Annotated in this window: 21 protein-coding genes; 3 read left to right on the top strand and 18 right to left on the bottom strand. The window is 28.2% G+C overall.

What is annotated here, in order from left to right; genetic code table 11:
- Positions 1-80 precede the first annotated feature (80 nt).
- The 12 genes from ACTG44_RS04940 to ACTG44_RS04885 form a co-directional block, all read right to left on the bottom strand.
- Positions 81-935, bottom strand: a complete 855-nt coding sequence (locus tag ACTG44_RS04940) for a protein-ADP-ribose hydrolase (RefSeq protein WP_021383563.1) — start codon at positions 933-935, stop codon at positions 81-83.
- 294 nt (positions 936-1,229) lie between these two features.
- Positions 1,230-2,558, bottom strand: a complete 1,329-nt coding sequence (locus tag ACTG44_RS04935; RefSeq protein ID WP_479921405.1) for a 6-phospho-alpha-glucosidase — start codon at positions 2,556-2,558, stop codon at positions 1,230-1,232.
- A 147-nt stretch (positions 2,559-2,705) separates the two neighbouring features.
- Positions 2,706-3,035 (bottom strand): PTS sugar transporter subunit IIA, encoded by a 330-nt coding sequence (locus tag ACTG44_RS04930; RefSeq protein WP_479921404.1) that lies wholly within the window; start codon positions 3,033-3,035, stop codon positions 2,706-2,708.
- A 23-nt stretch (positions 3,036-3,058) separates the two neighbouring features.
- Positions 3,059-4,348 (bottom strand): PTS sugar transporter subunit IIC, encoded by a 1,290-nt coding sequence (locus tag ACTG44_RS04925; RefSeq protein WP_021383625.1) that lies wholly within the window; start codon positions 4,346-4,348, stop codon positions 3,059-3,061.
- A gap of 17 nt (positions 4,349-4,365) precedes the next feature.
- Positions 4,366-4,692 carry an NAD(P)-dependent oxidoreductase gene (locus ACTG44_RS04920; protein WP_479919940.1) on the bottom strand — a complete coding sequence of 109 codons (327 nt, stop codon included), beginning with the start codon at positions 4,690-4,692 and terminating at the stop codon, positions 4,366-4,368.
- Positions 4,693-4,764: 72 nt separating this feature from the next.
- Positions 4,765-5,394: a mgsA AAA+ ATPase gene (locus ACTG44_RS04915; protein WP_021383615.1), complete on the bottom strand. Its 630-nt coding sequence runs from the start codon at positions 5,392-5,394 to the stop codon at positions 4,765-4,767.
- Positions 5,395-5,630: 236 nt separating this feature from the next.
- Positions 5,631-8,243 carry a sigma 54-interacting transcriptional regulator gene (locus ACTG44_RS04910; RefSeq protein ID WP_479921403.1) on the bottom strand — a complete coding sequence of 871 codons (2,613 nt, stop codon included), beginning with the start codon at positions 8,241-8,243 and terminating at the stop codon, positions 5,631-5,633.
- Between the two features lie 351 nt (positions 8,244-8,594).
- Positions 8,595-9,539, bottom strand: coding sequence for an ABC transporter ATP-binding protein (locus tag ACTG44_RS04905; RefSeq protein WP_479919939.1), 945 nt, complete (start codon positions 9,537-9,539; stop codon positions 8,595-8,597).
- Entirely contained in the window at positions 9,532-10,557 is a 1,026-nt protein-coding gene (locus ACTG44_RS04900) for an ABC transporter ATP-binding protein (protein ID WP_479921402.1), read from the bottom strand. The genes ACTG44_RS04905 and ACTG44_RS04900 overlap by 8 nt, the downstream gene beginning before the upstream one ends.
- A 74-nt stretch (positions 10,558-10,631) precedes the next feature.
- Complete coding sequence (locus ACTG44_RS04895) at positions 10,632-12,200, bottom strand: ABC transporter substrate-binding protein (RefSeq protein ID WP_479921401.1); 1,569 nt, start codon at positions 12,198-12,200, stop codon at positions 10,632-10,634.
- Between the two features lie 112 nt (positions 12,201-12,312).
- Positions 12,313-13,224: an ABC transporter permease gene (locus tag ACTG44_RS04890; RefSeq protein ID WP_479921400.1), complete on the bottom strand. Its 912-nt coding sequence runs from the start codon at positions 13,222-13,224 to the stop codon at positions 12,313-12,315.
- Positions 13,208-14,194 (bottom strand): ABC transporter permease, encoded by a 987-nt coding sequence (locus tag ACTG44_RS04885; protein ID WP_479921399.1) that lies wholly within the window; start codon positions 14,192-14,194, stop codon positions 13,208-13,210. The genes ACTG44_RS04890 and ACTG44_RS04885 overlap by 17 nt, the downstream gene beginning before the upstream one ends.
- A 325-nt stretch (positions 14,195-14,519) precedes the next feature.
- Here ACTG44_RS04885 and ACTG44_RS04880 point away from each other — a divergent pair, with 325 nt between their 5' ends.
- Entirely contained in the window at positions 14,520-14,954 is a 435-nt protein-coding gene (locus tag ACTG44_RS04880) for a MarR family winged helix-turn-helix transcriptional regulator (protein WP_479919937.1), read from the top strand.
- A 2-nt stretch (positions 14,955-14,956) separates the two neighbouring features.
- Positions 14,957-15,355, top strand: a complete 399-nt coding sequence (locus ACTG44_RS04875) for an HsmA family protein (RefSeq protein WP_021383588.1) — start codon at positions 14,957-14,959, stop codon at positions 15,353-15,355.
- A 135-nt stretch (positions 15,356-15,490) separates the two neighbouring features.
- On the opposite strand, the gene ACTG44_RS04870 is transcribed toward ACTG44_RS04875, so the two are convergent.
- The 5 genes from ACTG44_RS04870 to ACTG44_RS04850 form a co-directional block, all read right to left on the bottom strand.
- Entirely contained in the window at positions 15,491-15,715 is a 225-nt protein-coding gene (locus tag ACTG44_RS04870) for a NifU family protein (protein WP_009888660.1), read from the bottom strand.
- 34 nt (positions 15,716-15,749) lie between these two features.
- Positions 15,750-17,117, bottom strand: coding sequence for a M20 family metallopeptidase (locus ACTG44_RS04865; protein ID WP_479919936.1), 1,368 nt, complete (start codon positions 17,115-17,117; stop codon positions 15,750-15,752).
- Between the two features lie 82 nt (positions 17,118-17,199).
- Positions 17,200-18,711, bottom strand: a complete 1,512-nt coding sequence (locus tag ACTG44_RS04860; RefSeq protein WP_479919935.1) for a DUF6179 domain-containing protein — start codon at positions 18,709-18,711, stop codon at positions 17,200-17,202.
- A 22-nt stretch (positions 18,712-18,733) separates the two neighbouring features.
- Entirely contained in the window at positions 18,734-19,168 is a 435-nt protein-coding gene (locus tag ACTG44_RS04855) for a DUF6323 family protein (RefSeq protein WP_021383637.1), read from the bottom strand.
- 253 nt (positions 19,169-19,421) lie between these two features.
- Positions 19,422-20,333: a CGNR zinc finger domain-containing protein gene (locus ACTG44_RS04850; protein ID WP_479918275.1), complete on the bottom strand. Its 912-nt coding sequence runs from the start codon at positions 20,331-20,333 to the stop codon at positions 19,422-19,424.
- A 278-nt stretch (positions 20,334-20,611) separates the two neighbouring features.
- On the opposite strand from ACTG44_RS04850, the gene ACTG44_RS04845 reads away from it, so the two are divergent.
- Positions 20,612-20,965: a GIY-YIG nuclease family protein gene (locus ACTG44_RS04845; protein ID WP_021383576.1), complete on the top strand. Its 354-nt coding sequence runs from the start codon at positions 20,612-20,614 to the stop codon at positions 20,963-20,965.
- 220 nt (positions 20,966-21,185) lie between these two features.
- On the opposite strand, the gene ACTG44_RS04840 is transcribed toward ACTG44_RS04845, so the two are convergent.
- Positions 21,186-22,127: a cell wall-binding repeat-containing protein gene (locus tag ACTG44_RS04840; RefSeq protein WP_021383582.1), complete on the bottom strand. Its 942-nt coding sequence runs from the start codon at positions 22,125-22,127 to the stop codon at positions 21,186-21,188.
- Between the last annotated feature and the right edge of the window lie 88 nt (positions 22,128-22,215).

The following is a 22,215-nucleotide window of genomic DNA, read 5'->3' as shown; positions in this document are numbered from 1 at the left end:
ACTAAATTTACAAACTTTATTTAATTTTAATAAACTATTATATTATGTAATAAATATTCTTAGAATTTTATTATATAATATTATTTAAATATTCTTCTGTATTTTTCTTCTTCCTCTTCAGTAAAAACATTAAATACAACTTTCAAATTTTTCTCAGGATTTTCTTTTAGCCATAGTCTCACTCTGCTTACAGCAAGATTAGCTGCTTCTTTTTTTGGATAACCAAACACTCCTGTAGAAATTCCACAAAAAACAATGTTTTTTATTTCATCAATTTCTTTTATAGTATTTAGGCATGATTTGTAACAATGAAGCAGTTGTTTTTCCTGTTCTTTGCTTGGCTGACCACCAGATACAATAGGACCAACAGTATGTACTACAAATTTTGAAGGCAGACAATAACCTCTTGTTATTTTAGCGTCTCCAGTATATTCTAAATGGCCTTGTTTTTTTATTATTTTATCACAATCTTCTCTAAGTCTAGGACCTGCACATGAATGTATCTCGTTATCCACACATAAATGCAGAGGTTGTAGACACCCTAATAACTTATTATTTGCAGCATTTACTATTGCATCTGCTTTTAAATTTGTTATATTACCTCTCCATATGGCAATCCCTTCCTCTACTTCTTCTATATCATTTACATCTACTAACTCTCTTTCTTCACATTCAATTAATAATAAATTATGTAACATACTAAGTATTTCTGGAGCAATTTCTTTTGGTGGATATACATTCAAAAGTCCTCTAAGTATATCTCTAGGCTTAATTTCATCATTTGATAAATTGTATATTTTAGAAGGAACTTCTTTTGAAAAATATGCAATTAAAGTGTTTATATTTTTCTTTCTTTGTTCGTCAGTTAGAGGCTTGATACTTTTATCAAAATCCTCAAATAAATTTACATCATCAGCATAATCTCTCCACTTCATAGCCATCTCTCCATTCTCATATTTTAGGATTATAAAATAATTATGTATTATGTACATATTTATTTATTTCTATAAACACTTACATAAATCCTGTTAAAAGTGTAAATTTTTTAATATTATTATATTTAAAGACAAAATATAGAATTATTTTAAGTATTTTATAGAAACCTTTATAAAAATAATATGCAACTTGTTATTACTTTAATAGTAAAATTTTTAAATAATAATAAAGGTGAAAGCTTCTAAAGCTAACACCTTTATAAATTAAATATTCTAAAAAAACATATATTATTATTAGTTAAGTTCTGGCCAATAATTTTTATTTGCTTTTATTAAATCATCTAATAGTTCTTTTGCTACTGTTGCACTTGGAACTGTTTTAGATAACATAAGCGCTTGCCACAGTTTATTATATGATTTCTCAATCCAAGCATCAACCACTAACTTTTCAACTGCTAATTGTTGTTCTATTAAGCCCTTTTGAAATGTTGGTATTTTTCCTATTGATAATGGTTCATACCCGTCTTTGCCAACTATACATGGAATCTCAACCATTGCATCAGATTGTATATTTTCTATAGCTCCATTATTTTGAACTATTAAGAGCATACGTTCATGAGTATTAAAAGCTAGAGCTGTAGCTAAATCAACTATAAACTCTGCATGTATTCCTATCTCAAGTCCACTACCAGTAGAATGCCCTTGCTTTTCTATTAATGCACATGAGCTAAATACCTCTTTTTCTCTTCCATCAATCACTTCATTGGCACGAGTGTAATTTACATCAGAATGATTTACAACATAATCTGGGAATAGATAGTACTTTAAATAACTACTTGGTATTGTAGTTAAATCTGTTTTTACTATTTCTCTAGTAAATAAATTAGTTTCAAACCAACTATCTTTCTTGTTATTTTTCATTCCTTCTTCGCCATTTATAAATCCATACTCTTTTATATGCTCTACTAACTTTGGCAAAAGTTCATTTCCTTTTTTGTCTTTAATTGAAGTATACCAACCAAAATGATTTAATCCAAAGTATCTTATATCCATATCTTTTCTAGATTCAAGTCCTGCAATCTTCGCTATACTATGTTCCATACCTATTGGCATATCACAGATATTTATTACTCTAGAAGTGGGTCTTAACCTTCTAACAGCTTCTGCTATTATAGATGCTGGATTAGAGTAATTTAACATCCAACAGTTTGGAGAATACTTTTCCATATAGTCTATATTTTCAAGTACACCTTCTATAGACCTCATTCCATAAGCTATTCCACCTGGGCCACAGGTTTCTTGACCAACTATCCCATGCTTTAGAGGTATTTTTTCATCTAGTTCTCTCATTTCAAGTTTTCCAACTCTTATATGAGCTAAACAAAAGTCTACATCTATATAAGCTTCTTTCGGGGATGTTGTTGCTAAATATTCTATAGTAGAATCTTTTTCTTTTATTAATATTTCACATGCTTTAGCTACTTTATTTTGTCTTTCTTCATCGTTATCATATAATTTAATAGCTCTTAATGGTAACCTATCTAAATTATCTAACAACATTAATATGATTTCTGGAGTATATGTACTTCCCCCTCCAGCTATTACTACTGAAAACTTCTCCATAACAATTTCTCCTTTTCTATTTAAAAATTTACTATATTTATAAATAACTTTATAAATACTAGCACTTTAAAGTAAAAGGGAGTTCATTTATTAAATTTTTTAAATTAATAAACTATAGCCAAACTTCAAGCACTATCTATATGAAAATTAATTTTCATCACTTCTTGGGTCCATTATTTCAAATATGTCTACAAGTTCAGATACTAAAGAGTGAGCAAATAATGCATTTGAATAATGGTCTTCAGAGTGTACAACTAAAAAATTAGTTCCACTATCTTCACTATCCATAGCATTTGATAGTAATTCTAAATGATGTTTTGATGCTGTTTGTATTTTTTCTGATGCTGATTCTAAAAGTTTTTTCGCTTTATCATAGTCACCTTTTTTTATTTCTTTAAGAGACATCATTACATCACTTTTAGCATCTCCTGATTCTGATATTATGCTAAATACTTTTTCTTCTATTTCAGGTATCATATCCTTCTCCTTCTAATGACTAATTAAAAATCAAAGCTATCGTCATTTAATTCCGTAGCTAATTCTGCATTTTTGTTTAATTCTTCTTTTTCCATTATCTTAAAGAATGGATAATATATCAAGGTCATAAGTATTATACTTGCAAATACTAATACTACAGCCTTCCAGTCTAATGTCATTAAAAATGCTGCAACTCCTGGAGGTAAAAAACCTGGTGGCTCTGCAATAGGCAATCCTACTAATCCTAATTTTAGAGCCATAAAGTTAAGTGCTCCAACTAGTACAGGGCCAAATACAAATGGTACAAACATATATGGATTCATAACTATTGGTGTTCCAAATATTACTGGCTCATTTATTCCAAATAATGATGGTAACAGTACAACTTTTCCCATACTGTTTAAACTCTTACTCTTACTTCTTGACATAAGATATACTAGCCCTAAAGTTATTCCTGACCCAGTTACTTGTAGGAATCCATAGTAAAATCCTATCGTAAATACATATTTTGGGTCTCCTCCTGCTGCTATTAGTGTTGCATTTTCTGCCATATATGTAGCTGCTATTGGCATCCATATACTTGAAGTTATTGCTGCCCCATGAAGTCCAAAGAACCATAGTAATTGAGTTATGAAAAGTATTATAATTACTGCAAAAACATTGTCTACACTACTTATAGCTGGAGCCAAGAAATTCATTATAATAGCTGGTAAGGGTTGACCTAGTACATTTTTAGTTATTGCTGCTATTGCTGTAAATAACATTATACAGACTATCATTGGTGTTAAATTTCTAAAACTTTTATTTACTACACTTGGTACTTCTTTTGGAAATCTAATAACAAGGTTTTTATCATTCATAAACTTAGTAATATCAACTACTAAAAGTGCTATTAATATACTTACAAATAAACCTTGAGCGTCTAAATAGCTTGTATCTAACGCACCATCTACTACTTGTCCGCATACAACAAGTTGTGCTATAACGGCTGTCATCCCTATTTCTACATGATTAAGATTATATTTTTTAGCTAATGCTTGAGCTATAAAAAATGCTGAGTATATAGATAATAAACTCATAGTAAATTTATTAGGAATAAGTAATGTATCCATATTCTCAGATAATAAAGTTTTTGCACTTCCTTCAGGTAACATATTATTTAGTGCTACAAATAACATACTTAAAGAACCAACAATTATTACTGGGGTGATGCTTATCATACCTTCTTTTATAGCTTGAAGATGCCTTTGCCTTTCAATCTTTTGTGCTATTGGAAGAAGAAATTTTCTCAAATTATTTTGAAGTGCTTCCATGTTTATTTTCTCCCTAATTATCTATTTTTATATAACTCTATTGCCGACTTCATGACAGAAGGGGCATCCATACGACCATAATGTTTAGTATCTATTACACCAACTGCTATTTTATGGTTTTTGCAAGCTTCAACTATATCTTCCTCTTTAAATCTAATCTGTGGTGCTACAAGAACTACATCTATATCATTAACTTGAATATATGATTTTAAATTTTCAAATGATGTTGCATCTATATTTATAGTCTTTGTTTTTAACTTTACATGCTCACTGCAAAAACTTTTCATTTTTTCTACGAGTACTCCTGTTGACGCTCCGTTTGCACATACTAATAAAATATTCATAATAAATTCCCTCCTGCAATATTTAATCGCTTTTATTTTTTATTTTATATACTCTAATTATTATTTTAATTTTTAGTACTGCCAGTGATTAAATTTAAAGGCTGTATCTATAGCTTCTTCTGGTTTATATTCTTCTAATATTTTTAAGTATCTTTCTTTATAATCATTATCTACTTCTTTTTCTGGAATTACTATACTAGCTTCATTTAAAAAGTGGAATGAATCCCTTCCCATTTCTAATCCTCTATATGTATGCTTATCTAGTGCCACATCCATAATTTCTGGAACTTTGCCCATTGCAAATCCTTTTATAATTATATTTTTTAATAAATCACTTGACCTATCTTTCTCACATGCACAAAGATATCTTATTGCATGTATGAAAAATAAAGGTCTATCTCCATCTGCATATGAATATTCCTTTCTCACTTGATTTAAATTATTTATGATTATTATAGCTGATGGGTCTCCCATTCCTATATCTTCAACTGATATTGTAAGTATTCTTCTCCATAGCTTATCTTCTAATTCTGGTGATGATATATATAACTCATACGCAAATTCGCATGCTTCTTCTACCATATTTCTTCTTATGGCCTTTTGAAATGATGATATTATTTCATCTGCACTAAATCCGTTTCTTGTAGTCATTCTTGCCCATGGGTCATTTGCCTTTTTATCTCTTAATATTTTCTCATGCATATTATTTACTCCTTTTGATTTAAATTTTAATTCTTTATATTATTTATTAATATATAAAGCAAGTATTGTGCCAGTTTTTTTAGACACTTTTAAATGTGATTATTTCAATCATATTTATTGCCAATACTCAGATACTTTGTCTAAATTTATTTGTATGTGTCTAATATTAATGTCATTTTAGACTAAAAAAGACTACCAAATAAGTTTTCATACTTATTGGTAATCTTTTTTAGTATTTATACATACTCTAATATTAATAATATTTGATAACATTCCTTTTTATTAATTTCTATGTTGTATTTTTTATCTAGTTGAGCTAATATATTTTTTATCTTACTTAAATTCTTTTCATAATTAAGTGCTTTTTCTCTATCAAGTTCTTCAATTACTCTAGTATTTCCAATTAATCCATCTACCATGAAAGCCAAGTGCATCATAAGCCCAATTACTTTGTCATATTTTTTTTCTACATTAAATATTAAAAATAGTTCATCCGAAACAGATTTTATATCTTTAAATATTCTGTTATAATTAGAACTTTTTAGAGAGGTTCTTAGTCCTTCAACTACATCGTCATAACCAATACTTATCTTTATAATATTTTTTAATTTATTTATATTTTCATCTTTATCTATATCTTTTTTACTTATATAGTCAATCCCTTTAACATTAATTCTTTGTTCATTGATTAATGCTACAACATTACTGCTTTCTTTTAGTTTTGCAATATTTAAACTTAAATCTTTTTCTGTTTTATATGGTACAGATATAATATCTATTCCATCTAAATACCTATTCATTTTTTCTTCTAGTATTTTTCTTGTCTTGTTATCTACACCCTCTGAAACATGCGATGCTATAATAATTGTTTTAGATAAGTTTTCTTTATTTTGAATTTCATTAGCTCCAAAATAGTACTTTCTTGTATTGACAATGGAATTATATACATCATTTAATGATAGCCCCATGTTAGCTTTTTGAACTGCTTCTAACACAGTTAATGTGGTCACCATAGGAATTACTCTTATATCACACTTTTTTTCTTTCTTTATAATTTCATCAAAAGAATTTAATGAACCCATATCTGTAAATAGTAGTATATCTTTATTGTCTATACTGTTAATCAGTTTTTTAAAATCTATAATTACTTTGTCATAGCTTTTATCTAACTTCATATCAAACGAAATAGCACTACATTCTCCAATAATATCACTAACTGCTTTAACCATACTACTTGCTGTAGTTTCTCCATGCATAGCAACTATAATATTAAGCTTATTCACTATTTTATTTTGTTCCTCTTGTTTAGCTTGTACTATAAATAATGTAATATATGCCACAGTTTCTATAGATAAAAATAAATCAAATTCATTCTCAATTATTCCAACTATTTTTAAGGCTGTCTTAAATTCACTTCTATTATTTCTTCTAATTTGATTTAAGTCTATGTTATTTGTAGAATTACTTTTATCTAATACATTTTTTATGTATATTGCCATTGACCTAAATATTGATTCATTTATATTTATTTCTTCATCTTCTTTAATAATTTGTCTTATTGATTTACACATATTTTTAAACTTAACATCATTGAATAATTGGGCATCTGCCATATTCATTTCTACAGATTCATTAAGATTAGAATTTACTGCATTAATAATATTCATGTCATCATATTTAATAATTTCCTCTTCTCCTAATGGTGTGAATATAAAAAATTCTATTCCATGTGTTATAACTTCATCTGCTTTAATAGACTTATCTCTATAATCATCATTCACTTCATTTATCGACTTATCAAAGTATTTTTTCTCTATATAAATTGGCTCTTTATTGTTTATTTTATATCTTAAGTATCCATTTGCAACAGCTAACTTTATATCATTTTGAAGTTGACCTACATTATTTTTACAATCATAAAGTAGTAATGATTTAATTATTTCCCTATGTACTTTTATAGAAATAGAAATACTTTTTGATTCTTGCTTAAAAAAATTTTTAACTAATTCTATTCTTTCAATCATAGTTCTATTTCTCAATGAAGGTATTTCTATTTTCATAGGTATTCTTCTATTAAATGTGTCTAATAATGTTGATGTTGGATTTTCTGTAGTAGCGCATATTATTAACACCTTAGACTCTCTTTCCTTAGTTGCATCTCCTAGTCTTTTAAATGTTCCTTTATCTATAAAAGTAAACAACATTTCTTGCCCTTCTGCTGGTAACCTATGAATTTCATCTAAAAAAAGTATCCCTCCATTTGCAATCTCTAAAAGTCCCTTTCTTGAAGATTCTGCTCCTGTGTAGGCACCTTGTTCTACTCCAAAAATATGTCCCATAAGTAATTGTGGGTTATTTGCATAATCTGCACAGTTAAATGTTACAAAGGGTGCTTTCTCTCCTCTAATTCCACTATCTATAGAATAATCATACATGTACCTAGCAATCATACTTTTTCCTACTCCTGTTTCTCCATAGATAATGGTATGGAGTCCATTTGTAGGATAGAGCATTGCGACTTTACATTTTTCTATTATAGGTCTTAAACTTTGTGTTCTACCTATTAAGGTTTCAAAACTATCTTTTTTTATTTTAGTTTCTATTTTTATTTCTTTTGGTGCATCAAACGATTCCTCTTTATCAATATTAACATTTGCAGGGATATAGTATACAGGTCTTCCTTTTATCTTTGTAACCATCCCTTGATTGAATAATTGATTTAAATATGTACTTATATTGTTTCTTGCTATTCCAGTTTTTTCTGACAATCGATTAGCTGTAATACCTTTTCCATTCTCTCTATATGATGATTTTAAAACTTCCATTACTTTATCTTTTTTATATATCATTACGCCCTCCCTCCACATTTGTAATATTTTATTAGCTAAAGCTTTTATATTCGCTTTATTTATTTTTAATAAACCTTATTCTCTGATTCTAACTGCAGTTTCTTAATGCTCCTTTGCTTACCTATATAGAATTCTTTTAGAAACATTAGTATTATTGGTCATTTTTCTATATTTCTATTTTAAAAATTTTATGGTATTTTCTGAATAATATATTTTCCTTGTTTTTAATTTTATTATATTTGAAAAATGGAAATAAAAAAACCTATTTTTGGAATGGTTTTAAAATTTTTCCAAAAATAGGTTTTTAGTTTATAGTTAAAATAATCAGCCATTACTTAGAGTGACCTTATACTAAACAACTTTTAAATTTTCTTGGTATTTATTTATGTCTGCTTTAGAAGAATATACAAAGTGACCCTCTGAAACTTCAATCCAACTCAATGACTTCTCATTTGAACAATTAGATATATTAGAATTGTACTCTACTCTATTTTTTGCCTTAGCATACTTAGGGTCAGGAATAGGAATTGCAGAAAGCAAAGATTTTGTATACGGATGAATAGGATTATTATATAATTCATTTGAACTTGCTAATTCTACTAATTTTCCATTATACATAACTCCTATACGGTCACTAATATGTCTCACCATAGATAAATCATGCGCTATAAATAAACAAGTCAAATTCTTTTCTTGTTGTAATTTCTTAAATAAATTTACAATTTGCGCTTGTATAGATACATCTAAAGAAGCTATAGGTTCATCAGCTATTATAAATTCTGGGTCTACTGAAAGAGCTCGTGCTATGCCAATACGCTGTCTTTGTCCACCTGAAAAATCAGAAGGATACTTATTTGCATAACTTCTATCAAGTCCAACTAGATTTAACATCTCATATACTTTATTCATTCTCTCTGTTTTATTTTTACAGACACCTTGAATTTTTAGTGGTTCTGAAATTATATCTGCAATTGTCATACGTGGATTTAATGATGAAGTAGAATCTTGAAAAATAATCTGCATGCTTTTATTTACATCTTTTTTTATAAATTTATACGTTTTTTTATCTGAGATACAATTTCCTTTGTAAATTACTTCTCCACCAGTAGATTCATGTAATCTTATTATAGTTTTGCCAGTTGTAGATTTTCCTGAACCTGACTCTCCTACTAATCCAAATATCTCACCTTTATATATATCAAAACTTATATCATCAACTGCCTTTACAGTAGTACTTTTATCCAAATGAAAATATTGTTTTAAGTTTTTTATTTCTAGTATTTTTTCTCTATTCATTAGAAATCACCCTTCCACAATTTACTCTAACTGGTATATCTACTTTAGGTGCATCTGGATGCAATAACCAAGTTGCCGCACTATGTGTATCATTAATTTTAAACATCGGCGGTTCTTTTTCATAATCTATTTTAAGAGCATTTTTATTCCTTACTGCAAACGCATCTCCTTTTGGAGGATTTAATAAATTCGGAGGCATACCAGGTATATTATATAAATAGTCATCCTGTGAATCTAAAGTAGGTAATGAGCCTAATAAACCCCAAGTATATGGATGCCTAGGGTCGTAAAATATATCTTCTACTGTTCCTATTTCTACAATCTTTCCTGCATACATGACTGCTATTCTATCAGCTATAGTTGCAACTACGCCTAAATCATGAGTTATAAATATTATTGATAAACCTATCTTATCTTGTAAATCCTTTATTAAGTCAATTATTTGAGCTTGTATAGTTACATCTAAGGCTGTTGTAGGCTCATCAGCAATCAATACATCTGGATTACAAGCAAGTGCTATAGCTATTACTATACGTTGTCTCATCCCACCAGAAAAATGATGTGGAAATTGTTTAAATCTCTTTTCAGGGTTATCTATTCCAACTAATTCAATAAGTTCCATAGCTCTTTTTTTAGCTTCACTTTTACTTATACCTTGATGAATCACTATAGCTTCTGCTATTTGCTTTCCTATTGATATAGTTGGATTAAGAGACGTCATAGGGTCTTGAAATATCATTGACATATTCTTTCCTCTGATAGACTCCATCTCTTTTTCAGACTTGTTAACTAAATCATTTGATTTAAGTAAAATCTCTCCATTTTTAATATATCCATTATATGGGAGTATCCTTATTAAGCTCTTACATAATACAGATTTACCACAACCAGATTCTCCAACTATAGCCAATGTCTCACCTTTTTTTAGATTAAAAGATACATTTCTTACAGCCTGTACTTCTCCTTCTTCTACTTTAAAACTTACAGATAGATTATTAACCTCCAATAAATGTTCCAAAAACCATCAACCCCTATGCTATTCAAACCTTAGGGATATATTTTTATCCCTAAGGTTTCTAATTAATTTAACTATTATTCAATTGTCCAATCAGCTATGTTCCAGAATATACCTACACCATGATGACCTAGAACTGTATCAGGTGTTAGCCCTTTGATATTTGGTTTTCCAACATAGATTGCATCTATGTAAGCAATAAATGTATAAGGCATATCTTTAGTCATTTCTACTTGGAATTGTTTATATAACTTTAACTTTTCATCTTTATTTTCTGTTTCTCTTGCTTTTTGAAGTATTGTATCTATAGTAGGATTAGAGTAAGCATTGTAATTTGAACCTTTATCTGTTCCAAACACTTTATATGTATGGTCATCTGGGTCAAATGGACTTCCCCAACCTATTAAATGAGCATCTTGATTAGCCCAATCTGTTTCAGTTACAACCACAGCTTTAGCATCCACACCTATTTCTTTTAACTGTTGTGCACATATTTTAGCCATATCAACTCTAACTTGGTCACTCTCTCCTGCTGTTATTTCAAAAGCTAATTTAGTACCTTCTTTTTCATAAATTCCATCAGAACCTAATTTCCATCCTAATTTTTCAATTTCTTGTTTAGCTTTTTCTGGGTTATATTCAAACTTCTCTATATCAGGATTATTATATTCTCCCATTTGTAAAGGTGAATATGCTGGCACACCATGTCCTAATAATACGCTATCAACTATTGCTTTTCTATCTATTGCATAGCTTAAAGCATTTGGTAATCCTTTAGTTTTTTCATCTTTAAAGAACTTAGAATTAAAATTGTATAATATACCTCTATAATCTGCTGTTTTCATTATATTTATTTTAAAGTTCTTTTCATCTTTTTCAAAATTAGACATATCCTTAGGAGTTACTTGAGCTAAGTCTAATTCTCCTGATTTTAATTGCATTGCTTTAGCCTTATCATCTGGAACAATTTTAAATACTACTTTATCTAAACCTGGCTCTTTTACGAAATAATCACTATTTTTAACAAGTGTTATACTTTGACCTTTATCCCATTTTTCAAGTTTAAATGGTCCAGTTCCTATTGGTTTTTGATTAAATTCATCAGTAGCTATATCCTTACCTTCTAATACATGTTTTGGTAATATTCCTATTGTAAGATAATCAAGCATCGCTGTATTTGGAGCTTTTAAAGTGATTTTTATAGTATTATCATTAACTACATCAATTTTTGTTATATCTTCATAATTTGATGCTATTTCAGAAGCATTCTCTGGTTTCATTATAGTTTCTATTGTAAACTTAACATCATTTGCTGTAAATTTCTCTCCATCATGCCACTTAACATCATCTCTTAAATTAAAAGTATATGTATTTGTTGCCTCATCAAATTTCCAGTCCTTTGCTAAACAAGGAACTATTTTATTATTTTCATCATGAGCTGTTAATCCATTAAATATTAGTGAATTTATCTCCCCATGCTCATATAGTGCAGGATTTATACTTGTGTAGTCATTACTTCCATAAACAAGCACCTTTCCATCTTTAGATGTATCTGCTTTTTTATCTTTGTCTCCTCCACTAGAACAACCTGCCATTAGACTAAGTATCATTACTAAACTTAAAACTTTTAACTTCTTTAATTTCATGATGCTCCCCCTTTTGCTTTTTATAAAATATTTTTCAAAGCTTTGACCCCATTTATTTAAATAGATATTTCAAATACCTCAGTATTTGCTTATTTAGTTCTCAAATGCTGATTTATAAATTACTAGATTTTTTATTATTATTTTTTCTTATATAATTACCTATATTAGTTATACACACCAATGTAGTAACTAAAAATATACCTGGAATCAGTATAATCCACCATCTATTTGAAAGTAATGCTTCTTCTGATAAAGATAACATACTTCCCCAAGAAACAATTTCTATTGGTAGACCTATTCCTAAAAAACTTAGTGTTGATTCAGTCCCAATAGCTGCACCTATATTTGTTACAACCATAAACATTATTGATGCTACAAAATTTGGAAGTAAGTGTTGCTTTAGTGTATAGAAGAATCCTCCTCCCATACTTTTAGCTGCTAATATGTATTCGCTATTTCTTATTTGCCTAACCTCTGTTCTTACAATCTTAGATATGTTCATCCAACTTGTTATCCCTATTACTATAGACATAGATATTGGACTCGAATTTCCAAGTATAGCTTGTACAAATATTATGATTAATATTGAAGGTATACTAAGGATGATTTCTGTAAATCTCATCATTGCATCATCTACAAGTTCAGATGCTGAGCCACTTATACTTCCATAAATAACTCCTATACAAGTTGATATTACAGTAGAAAATAATCCTATAAATAAAGATATTTTTCCTCCATACCATATCATAGAATATATATCTCTACCCATTGAATCTGTTCCAAATAAAAAAGTTTTATTTGGAGCTAAATTAGAGCTTACTAAATCCATGTAGGTTGGTTCATGTGTCATTATGAAAGATGAAAACACACTTCCAATAATAATAATTGATAAAATAATAATTGATATATATGGTAATTCTTTAATTTTGTTTAATAAGGTTTTCTTTGTTTCTACATGTTCCTCTTCTGCTACTAAAATATAATTTTCTCCTACAATTTCAAAATCACTACATTGTGGCTTCATTAGTATCACCTCTATCATATTTCATTCTAGGGTCTATTTTATTGTTTATAATTTGAGCTAGCATATTACCAAATACTACTAAAGCCCCTGTTATTAAGCATAAAACTAATAACATATTATAATCATGATACTTTGCACTTTCAAAACAAAGAGTTCCTAACCCTGGGTAAGAAAAAACTTTTTCAACTACATAAGTTCCTCCCAATATGTGAGGTATTGAAATGGCCATTATACTGATATATGATGGCATTATATTTCTCAGGCAATGCTTAAAAACAATGGTTCTATTATTTAAACCTTTTGCTTTACATAACAGTACATAATCTTCTCTTATTTCTTCTAGCAATTTATTTCTTATCATATATGTGTAATACCATAAGTGACTCAATATAAGTACTGTAAGAGGTAAGATTAAATGCGATATCCTACTTAATATACTGGTCTCCTCTCCCATTGCATAAGCACCACTGCTTGGAAGTATGTTTAGGTTTATACTGAATATGAGTATAAGTACCAAAGCAACCCAAAATGATGGAATACAGTTGGTTATTGTTCCTAGTTTACATATAATTCTATCAATGAGCTTATCTTCATGTAGTGTACAAAATATGCCTAACAATAAAGCTAGTACAAAGGTAAGTATATACCCTGAACCACCTAATATTATAGTATTTATATAGACATCATTTATAACAGAAGTAACATTTTGTTTATATTTAAATGAAATTCCAAATTCCCCTTTTGATGCATTTGAAATCCATTTTACATATTGACTGTATATTGGTTCGTCCAAACCGAGTTTTCTCATGGCATTTTCTTTTTCTTGAGTACTCATTCTTTCTACCCCATCTCCATAGTAAGAGATTAATGGGTCTCCTGGAGCAAGTCTTGCTATATAAAAAACAACAAACGATAATAAAAACATTACTAAAATAAACTGCAACAACTTTTTCAGTACATCCTTTAACAAACCCCAATTCCCCCTTTGTTGCAATAAAAAAAACCACATAAAAGCAAACGTAAAGTAACGTTAAAACCTTCGTGGTTTCATTATCATTAAATAATTAAATTTTCACTATTTATCTATGAGTTAATTTTAGCATCATTTATTCACTGTGTAAACAAACTTTTTAAAAATTGTTAAAATTTCATCAAATTATTTTATTTATACCTAAAATAAAATTTTTATACAGCATTTTCCACTATTTAGTATAAAATTATTAATTTTTAGGTTGACTATATTGATAAATTATATTATATTAGTTTCTATGCAAACTATTTAAGAGGTGATTTTATTGAAGACTAATTATGATTGTTTTAGAATAGCTATGCTTTTAAAAGAACTCTATTCTAAAACTATGTACACAGTAGAAGAAAATTTTAAAGAGAATGGATTGACACATCAACAGATTATAGTTATAAAACTAATAGCTCATAATCAAGAGCTTACAATATCACAATTATGTGATGAAATGTCTCTAGCTAAGGGTACAGTTTCAGGTATAATCAGCAGATTAGAACAGATTGGATATATAGAAAAATTCAAGAAATCTGAGGATAAAAGAAATACATATGTTAAATTTACAACATCAGGACTTGAATTTGCCACAAGTTTTAAAACTAAAATGCAGGAAAGTTTTGATGATATCTTTAAAAACTGTGATGAACAAGAATTAAATGACTTAGTAAAAAATCTTAGAAATATATTAGCAAAAATAAAGGAGAGATAATTATGAATTCTAAATTAATACTTGCAATAGTATTTATAACATCAGCTTTAATTTTTTACACTATAGGTGTATTTGGAGAAAGGAAAGCTAAAATTTTAAAAAAGAAGCATGTAATCATATTTTGGCTTGGTTTGATATTTGATACTTTAGGAACATTTACAATGAGTAACATAGCTAAAAGCAATACATTTTATGTAAAATCCGCTTTATCTCAAAACCTTCATAGTATAACAGGTCTTCTTGCAATCGTACTTATGCTTTTTCATGCAGGTTGGGCTACCTTTGTCCTATATAAAGATGATGAAGATAAGAAAAAATTCTTCCATAAATTTAGTATAGTTGTATGGACTATATGGCTAATTCCATACTTTATAGGTATGTTTATTGGCATGGCTGGATAATAGATATGTAGTAAAATATATAAAATAAAGTGTGTAAGAAAGTAAATATACACTTACACACTTTTTATATATTATATTATATTTTAAATAACTTTTTAAATTGATTTATATATACTTATGTATAAAATTTATTTATTAAACACCTAATACTTGAGTTACTCCTGGAACTTCACTCACTAAAACATTTTCAATAATGGCTTTTATTGTCATAGTTGCTCCTGGGCATCCACTACATGCACCTTGTAATCTAACTAAAACTACGCCATTTTCATTTACATCTATAAGTTCTACATCTCCACCATCTCTTTGTAATACTGGTTTTATCTTTTCTTCAAGTACTTTTTCAACCTTTTCTCTCATAGTTATTCCCCCCAGAAATATTTTATTACCAAGATTATACCAATGGTTTAAATTTTTGTCCATCTAATGATTTGTCAAATTCAGTTTTTGCTTCATTAATAATTTCAGTATTCATAAATACATCATAAGCACTACAAGCCAACACTTTAGCTGAATTTATCATAGCAGAAAATCCCATGCTTGAACCTGCTGATGAACATGACTGCCATGTATGACTTGCAATTCCAACAGGCCATGCCGCCATTGCAAATTGAGCCACTGGTATAACATAACTTACATCTCCAACATCAGTAGAGCCAGCTAGTCCTTTATCTTGGTCTCCATCAACTATCTCCTGATGTATATAACTTTCTACGATAGATTTATCATTTTGTAATGATGTTGCTACACCTAGTCTTTCTTCTCTAGTAAGAGTTTCACATAGTTTTTTAGCAAATTCTTCTTCTTCAGGAGTAGCTTTAGGGCAACCAACAAAAACCATATTATTGTAAACCAAATCAGTCAAACATTGATTTGGTATATAATCATATATTCCATCTGTAACAGTATACTCCATCTCAGTTTCTGTCATCATTGCTGCTCCCTGTGCCACTTTTATCAATCTATCAAGAACATGCTCTGCATCCTTTGCTTTTTTCCCTCTAATAAAATACCAGCTCTCAGCAAAACCAGGGACTACATTAGGTCTTCCACCACCATTAGTTATAACATAGTGCATTCTTATAGAATCAATAACATGTTCTCTTAAATAATTTGCTCCAACATTCATAATTTCAACAGCATCGAGTGCACTTCTACCATTATGTGGAGCTTGAGCTGCATGTGCTGTTATTCCTTTAAACTTGAACTTTATAGATAAGTTTGCTAGACTTCCTCCTCTCCAAGGTGCGTTTATATCAAAAGGATGCCATGTAAATGCACAATCTACGTCATCAAAACATCCATTTACACACATATAGGTCTTTCCCCCACCTTCTTCTTCAGCAGGACAACCAAAATATTTTATTGTTCCATTAAACTTATTTTCTTCTATTAATTTTTTTATAGAAACAACCGCTCCTACACCTGCTACACCTAGCAGATTATGCCCACATCCATGACCTGCTTCACCTTCTACCAATGGCTTTTTTTCTGTACTTACAGATTGTGACAACTCTGGTAAAGCATCATATTCTCCAAGTATTCCAATCACTGGCTTACCTTCTCCAAAACTTGCTATAAATCCAGTAGGTAGATTTTCTACTTCTTCAATTTCAAATCCCTTTGATTTTAGATATTCTTTTTGAATGTTACTTGCATACTTTTCTTCAAAAGCTAGTTCTGGATTTTCCCATATTTTTTTAGACAAGTCTATTAGTTCTTCTCTTATTTCTTCAATATTATTTATGATATACTCTTTCATAATTCCCTCCAGATATATGTATTTTTGATATGCTTTACAGATTATATTATATACTAACATTCTATTTATTCATAATTTTTTGTTAATTAATTTGATTCATATATTCTTCTATAGATTGTATCTTCTCTTCATTTTGTATCTTCATAAATTCAATGTATTTCATTTTCCATAATGTAGTTTCAGTTTTCTTATTTAATATAAATTCTAATAAATTAATTTCTTTCATTATTATGTCCTCACAAAATACAACACTACCCAATATTGCCAATTCTAATTCACTTAATGATGCAAACAACATTAAATACTCTTCTCCGAATAAACATTCCGCTTCAAGAATATCAACAAAATCTTTTTTAGCATTGATATTTTCCTTTATTATTCTTATTTTTTCAACTATAGATGTACTATCTAATATTTGATTGAATATCTCTCTAAATGATTCATCGTCTAGTTTACGTTCATCATCAATAATGTAATTCTCTAAAGACTCATTTGCACTACTACTTACAGTTATCATACTTTTAAAAGTATCATTTTTTATTGAACTCAGCACAGATTCAATAAATATATTTTCATATCTTTTAATATATCTTATCATTACTTCATCTTCTATACTTAATCTTTTTATTAATACTTCAATTGCTTGCATAAGTAATGAGGTTATCTTTTTATTTCTTCTAATTTTTCTATTAACTTCTTCAAAATCACTATAATTTAAATTATTATCTGCATCAATCAATTCAACTATATTATTTTCCTCATAATCCCTAACTTCATCTTCAACATTATTATTGTATATGTTTTTAAACTGTTTTTCTAAAAACTCATATTCATATTCTGAGATTTCTAGATTAGTTACTTCATTTCCTAAAATCGTAGAAAAAATACAATTATTTATAATAAGTTCAAATAAATTTATAAGTATGACATCACAATCTATTTTATAAGTCACTCCATAATCATAAAATAATTTTTCTCTATCTTTCTTCTTAAATAAATTACAAAACCTATTTTCTATGTCTATACTCTCGATATAATTCTTTACATAATAGATACCTTGAACATCCATATCGTCTAATGCCAATGGATAATCTATACTCACTGGAATGTCATAAGCTTCAAATTTTATAACATAATTTTTAAAGAAGCTTGATAATTCTACCAAAGTATCATTATAGGCTATTGAGTTGGTATCTAACTTTCTATTTATCATTAATTTATAAAAACTCTCTAACTCAATTAAATCATTTTCTAATATTTTAATACCTTCTAGATACATGTTTTTTATATTTTTAGCAGTCAGCTCTACAACTCTCTTTTCTAAATTTTCTAGCTTATTTATATATGCATCAATAGCATACCATAATGAAATCAACAACTTTTCAGCAACTTCTGTCCTTACTGATGTACTTTGACCATTTGTATATTTTTTAATTAAATCTATGAGTATTAGAGATATTTCTTGCTGTATGCTATATACTTCTCTTTCATCTATTACTTTACAGTCTAGACATTCCTTGAGCAAAGATATTGAATATTGATTTTTTATTAAATTTTTTTCATTTATATTAATATTGCTTAGATTATTTGACATAGCTACTCTCTCCTATCATATATTAAACTTCTCCAAACTTAAACTTCTTTGCGAATTCATCTGCTTCTCCTCTTACATTATCGAGATTTCCTGAAAATTTTTCATAAAGTTCATCTAGCATTTCTATAATCTCATCATCACATATCTTATCATCCGTTTCATTTTTTAAATAATAAAAAAGTTCTTGCATATCATTAATAGTTTCTAAATAATCATCCATATTTGTAAACTGTGATGTATATATATATTCTATCAATTGTTTTGTAACTTTTATATCCAACTCTATCCTGCCATACCCCTTTAAAGTATAATTTCTTGAAGTTATTATATCTTTTACATCAGATTCTGAAAGGGTTAAACCATATGCCTTAGATTCTCTATTAGTATCAAGCAATTCATTCCTTTCTATTTCTTTTAAACCTTGATGCATAGAACTCAAAATAATAGGTGATATCATTTAAAATTCTCCTTTTTTTATTTTTTCTATTGACTTTTTTATATTTTTATGTTATATTTAAATTAGTATATTTATTTTTTTCTAACTACTTATAATAATATTATCATAAGTAGTTTTTGTCAACTCAAAATTAGTATCTTAATTAAATTTCTCAATAAAAAAATACCATCACCTAGACATATAATTTTATATAACTTCTTTTTATTCCACAGTTATTTACAATTAAAATCTAAACAATGATATCCTTATTAATTTATTTATCTTTTTTAGCTCTACTTCTACTTTTCTTTACATTTGAACAATTTCTACAAGAAGGTGAACAATATTGAGATTTGGAATTTGTAGGAATATAAATCTTACCACAATACTTACATTTATTTAAAGAAGGAGGTTCACTTGTAATTGCAAACGCATATATAGTCTCAATCGCTGTCTTTAGAGAGTCAAACTCCCATGCAATAGTTGGTTTATCCAATTGACTTATAGAAAAACCTATCTTTTGAGGATTAAACCCTCCAGACATAATAGTAACACTTTCAGTTAATAGATTTGATGTATTTTTATATACACAAACTTGATTAAAGTGTCTACACATATCCTTAGCAAAACTTACAATCCAGTCTAATTGTTCAGTATAAAATCTTGAAAACACTAAATCTAAAATTAATGGTCTTTTTCCAAAAAACTTAGGCGATTCCTCTCTTTTTGATACATCTATACCTCGTCTATATTTTTTAAAATACACATCGTCATCACTTGCAAATGGTATAAACATATTTACATATTCATCAGTACTCAATATATTATCTTTTGTAATATAGTTCTTTTCAATCATCAGCACTCTTTCTTCTCCAACTATGTCTCTATTATATACACTTGAATAAATTAAACCCAACAATCCATATTTTTTTACAAATTCAAGTACTTCTTTTTTTAATCTCATTTCTTTCGTCTCTTTTGGTATATCTTGCAATGCTTCTTGTCCTATACAGATTATATCTACTATTATATCATCTACAACATCAAATGGATTGTACATAGTGAATACAGCATCTTCAGTTGGTACTATATACAATTCATCGTCTTCAGTAATTTTATATTCATAATCACTATATCTAATCCAATCACTTGCAAAATTTCCTATTAATTCTATTTTTTTATTCATAATAATTGTGCGCTCCTCCCAATGTAATAATTAAATATTTTTTACTATTACATTTTTAGTTTATTCTATAATTTCTACCATGTCAACTATTCTTTTTATATTTATATCACATCAAAATATACTAAGTCTGTCAGCCTAATATTCTTATATTATAGATTAATTCATAATTAAATTTATAAAAACTATTTACATCTGAAATTAATCTCTTTATAATTAATATGTAATATATTTTTAATTTTACATATTACATACAAATTATGAAAAGAGGAATCTAAAACATGGATAGAAAACGTGAATTAAAACAACTATATAAAGAAATGAAATTTGACATTGGTGTATTTATAATAAAAAGTGATATTACCAAAAAGATTTACTTCGGAAAGAGCAACGATATAAAAAGCAAATTTAACTCCCTCAAATTCCAGCTTAGTGCTGGGTCCTGTATGATAAAAGATTTAAATAACGATTGGAAAAAACATGGAGAAAAAGCTTTTACATTCGAAATCTTAGAACTTATAAAACATGATGATAATAAAACTGAAAAAGACTACTTAGAAGAACTAGATATTTTAGAAATGGTTTGGTTGGAAAAGTTAAAAGAAGATAATTCTTATGAAATTTATTCTATATAAAAGTTGTGTAACATAAGTAAAGAAGAGGGTGTCTCAAAATGAACTGTTTAGTTAATGAGGCACTCTTTTTTGTATTAAATCAAATATATTTTTATCATTTCAACAACGAAAAAGAGGCCTATCTCTATTCTGAGACAGCCCCTTCTTATAGAATCTATGCCACTATAAATGAATATACTAATTTTTCAAGATGCATATTTATTTTGCTAATAACACTCTATTACTTTTTTACAGCATTCAAACACTGCTCTATAATATTCTTATCACTTATACCTATTGCTGTTACTTTATTAGCTCCCTCTAATATACTCTTATCACTTTTACTTGAAACTAAAGCAACAGGAGCATTTTTTGCAAGTGGTGATGCAACTAGAGCATAAACCAAATCATCTCCACTTGTTACATAAAATTCTTTTGCTCCATTATAGAACTTTTCAATCACGTTTTTATTAGTTTGGTATCTATCAACACCACCAATTCTAGTCGCTCTATATCTATTCACTATGTAATCGCTTAATGTAGACTCTCCTCCAATAGCATATACTGGAACAGGAGAAACACCGAATAATGGGTCTAAATCCGTATCTTCTTCCGCTGAAGCTATATCTTTTGTCAATATTATAGGAGACCCATCTCTATAGGCAACAGATGCAACGCTTACTGCATCAGCTTCATCTTTAAATCCATTTACTAAAAACATCTTATCACTGCTTTTAATTTTTTCTATTTCACCTGCAATTTTATAACTTGTATCTACTCTATCTACTCCATCAATTCTTATAACTTGCATTCTTCTCATAAGTAACATTTTTTCTACATCTTTACTTATAGTATTTTCTCCACCTATTACATATATCTTAGTAACTCTATTTAATCTTTGCAATGTTGCTTCTGGTATATCATTCTTATTAGTTAATAAAATAGCTGCATTATTTACTCCTGCAAGACCACTAGCCGCAATACCATCTACCATTGTAGAATCAGAGTTAATTAAAACTGCTGTTGTAAAATCTTGCTTATCTGAAATAAGCCCAGCTGTCTCATATTTATCTACCCCTTGAATATTTTCAATCTTATCTAGCGCATTTATTGATACTGGAAAACTAGCACTTAATAATAATGCTGAAATACCTAACGCTAATATCTTTTTACTAAACCTCATAAATTACCTCCCTAAAAACAAATATATTTAGTACTAGTATAATATAAAATCGCCTAAAAGTAGTATAAAAATAGTTACATTTTTTATA

Source organism: Clostridioides sp. LIBA-2809 (assembly GCF_056688965.1).
This window is presented reverse-complemented; position numbering and strand designations above follow the sequence as displayed.

Bases quoted from the DNA above. Each gene is read 5' to 3' on its own strand.
- ACTG44_RS04940 (WP_021383563.1), bottom strand. From the start codon at position 935: ATGAAGTGGAGAGATTATGCTGATGATGTAAATTTATTTGAGGATTTT.
- ACTG44_RS04935 (WP_479921405.1), bottom strand. From the start codon at position 2,558: ATGGAGAAGTTTTCAGTAGTAATAGCTGGAGGGGGAAGTACATATACT.
- ACTG44_RS04930 (WP_479921404.1), bottom strand. From the start codon at position 3,035: ATGATACCTGAAATAGAAGAAAAAGTATTTAGCATAATATCAGAATCA.
- ACTG44_RS04925 (WP_021383625.1), bottom strand. From the start codon at position 4,348: ATGGAAGCACTTCAAAATAATTTGAGAAAATTTCTTCTTCCAATAGCA.
- ACTG44_RS04920 (WP_479919940.1), bottom strand. From the start codon at position 4,692: ATGAATATTTTATTAGTATGTGCAAACGGAGCGTCAACAGGAGTACTC.
- ACTG44_RS04915 (WP_021383615.1), bottom strand. From the start codon at position 5,394: ATGCATGAGAAAATATTAAGAGATAAAAAGGCAAATGACCCATGGGCA.
- ACTG44_RS04910 (WP_479921403.1), bottom strand. From the start codon at position 8,243: ATGATATATAAAAAAGATAAAGTAATGGAAGTTTTAAAATCATCATAT.
- ACTG44_RS04905 (WP_479919939.1), bottom strand. From the start codon at position 9,539: ATGAATAGAGAAAAAATACTAGAAATAAAAAACTTAAAACAATATTTT.
- ACTG44_RS04895 (WP_479921401.1), bottom strand. From the start codon at position 12,200: ATGAAATTAAAGAAGTTAAAAGTTTTAAGTTTAGTAATGATACTTAGT.
- ACTG44_RS04890 (WP_479921400.1), bottom strand. From the start codon at position 13,224: ATGAAGCCACAATGTAGTGATTTTGAAATTGTAGGAGAAAATTATATT.
- ACTG44_RS04875 (WP_021383588.1), top strand. From the start codon at position 14,957: ATGAATTCTAAATTAATACTTGCAATAGTATTTATAACATCAGCTTTA.
- ACTG44_RS04870 (WP_009888660.1), bottom strand. From the start codon at position 15,715: ATGAGAGAAAAGGTTGAAAAAGTACTTGAAGAAAAGATAAAACCAGTA.
- ACTG44_RS04865 (WP_479919936.1), bottom strand. From the start codon at position 17,117: ATGAAAGAGTATATCATAAATAATATTGAAGAAATAAGAGAAGAACTA.
- ACTG44_RS04860 (WP_479919935.1), bottom strand. From the start codon at position 18,711: ATGTCAAATAATCTAAGCAATATTAATATAAATGAAAAAAATTTAATA.
- ACTG44_RS04855 (WP_021383637.1), bottom strand. From the start codon at position 19,168: ATGATATCACCTATTATTTTGAGTTCTATGCATCAAGGTTTAAAAGAA.
- ACTG44_RS04850 (WP_479918275.1), bottom strand. From the start codon at position 20,333: ATGAATAAAAAAATAGAATTAATAGGAAATTTTGCAAGTGATTGGATT.
- ACTG44_RS04845 (WP_021383576.1), top strand. From the start codon at position 20,612: ATGGATAGAAAACGTGAATTAAAACAACTATATAAAGAAATGAAATTT.
- ACTG44_RS04840 (WP_021383582.1), bottom strand. From the start codon at position 22,127: ATGAGGTTTAGTAAAAAGATATTAGCGTTAGGTATTTCAGCATTATTA.